Genomic DNA, 1,332 nt, shown 5'->3' with positions numbered 1-1,332 from the left:
TGAACCGTCACGGATTTGGGGCCGCTTCCGTCTTTGAGGAAGATGGTTCCCATCATGTCCAAGCGTTACCCGCCCGAGGTTCGTGAGAAGGCCGTGCGTCTGGCTCTCGAACGGCTCGATGAGTACGGATCCGCCTACGCCGCTGCGCGTGCGATCGGCCCGATGGTAGACGTGCATCACGAGACGCTGCGGTTGTGGATCAAAAAGGCCCTCGAGCAGGCACCGTCACCGAGCGTGTCGGCCTCGCCGGGCCTGTCGAGCATCGAGCGCGACGAGCTCGCGAGGTTGCGCAAAGAGAACCGGGACCTCAAGCAAACCAACGAGATCCTCAAGCTCGCATCGGCTTTTTTCGCGCGGGAACTCGACCCGCGACACCGCTGATCGTCGGATTCATCGACGAATACCGCCAGGTCTTCGGCGTCGAGTCGATCTGCCACGCGCTCTCTGCGCACGGAGTGCAGATCGCGCCCAGGACCTACCGCAAGGCCCGCCGTCGGCCGGCCTCGGCGCGTGATATCGCCTACGCCTTTGTCGAGAACACCCTGCGTGGGCTCGACGGGGCACCCGAGCAGCTCTACGGACGCCGCAAGATGACCCGCTGGCTGCGTCGCCAAGGCCATGACGTGGCCTTTTGCACCGTGGACCGGATCATGCGCGAACTGGGACTCAACGGAGCCGTCAGAGGCCGGCGACACCGGACCACGATCCCGGCCAAAGACGGGATCCGTGCCGGTGACCGGCTCAACCGCGACTTCACCGCGACCGCACCGAACCAGGTATGGGTGGCCGATTTCACCTATGTCTCGACCTGGACGGGGTGGGCCTATGTGGCGTTCGTGTTCGACGCCTACTCCCGCGCGATTGTCGGCTGGAACATCTCGGCGTCGAAAACGACACCTTTGGTGTCCAAAGCAGTCAACATGGCCGTGTGGCGGCGTGACCACTACGGGCATCCCGTCGAGCCCGGACTGATCCATCATTCCGACGCGGGGTCTCAATATGTTTCGCTGAACTTTACTGAATCACTTGCACTGCAAGGCATTTCGCCATCAATCGGATCGGTTGGGGATGCCTATGACAATGCACTCGCCGAATCGATCATCGGCCTGTTCAAGACCGAGGTCGTGCGCCGACACGGCCCGTTCAAGACCATATCCGAGGTCGAGTACGCGCTGATGGAATGGTGCGACTGGTACAACAACTCCCGCCTGCATTCCCGGCTCGGCTACCTCACCCCGGCCGAGTACGAAGCCGCCTACTACGCTCAACTATCGCCACGCTGACCGGCGCTGGTCTGAAACCCGAAGCCGGTCCCTTACCCGTGACGGTTCA

Annotated in this window: 1 protein-coding gene and 1 other annotated feature; the gene reads left to right on the top strand. The window is 62.6% G+C overall.

Features of this window, described 5'->3' with window-relative positions:
• Positions 1-54 precede the first annotated feature (54 nt).
• A protein-coding gene (locus tag ON22_RS26650; protein ID WP_086007817.1) for an IS3 family transposase occupies positions 55-1,283 on the top strand; the annotation gives its coding sequence in 2 pieces (ribosomal slippage) (positions 55-349 and positions 349-1,283; 1,230 coding nt in all).
• Positions 342-470: a sequence feature (AL1L pseudoknot), on the top strand. (Overlaps the previous gene by 129 nt.)
• Positions 1,284-1,332: the final 49 nt, after the last annotated feature.

Origin of the sequence: Nocardia carnea NBRC 14403 (assembly GCF_000308515.1) — a bacterium.
In the GTDB taxonomy this organism is placed as follows: domain Bacteria; phylum Actinomycetota; class Actinomycetes; order Mycobacteriales; family Mycobacteriaceae; genus Nocardia; species Nocardia carnea.
This window is presented reverse-complemented; position numbering and strand designations above follow the sequence as displayed.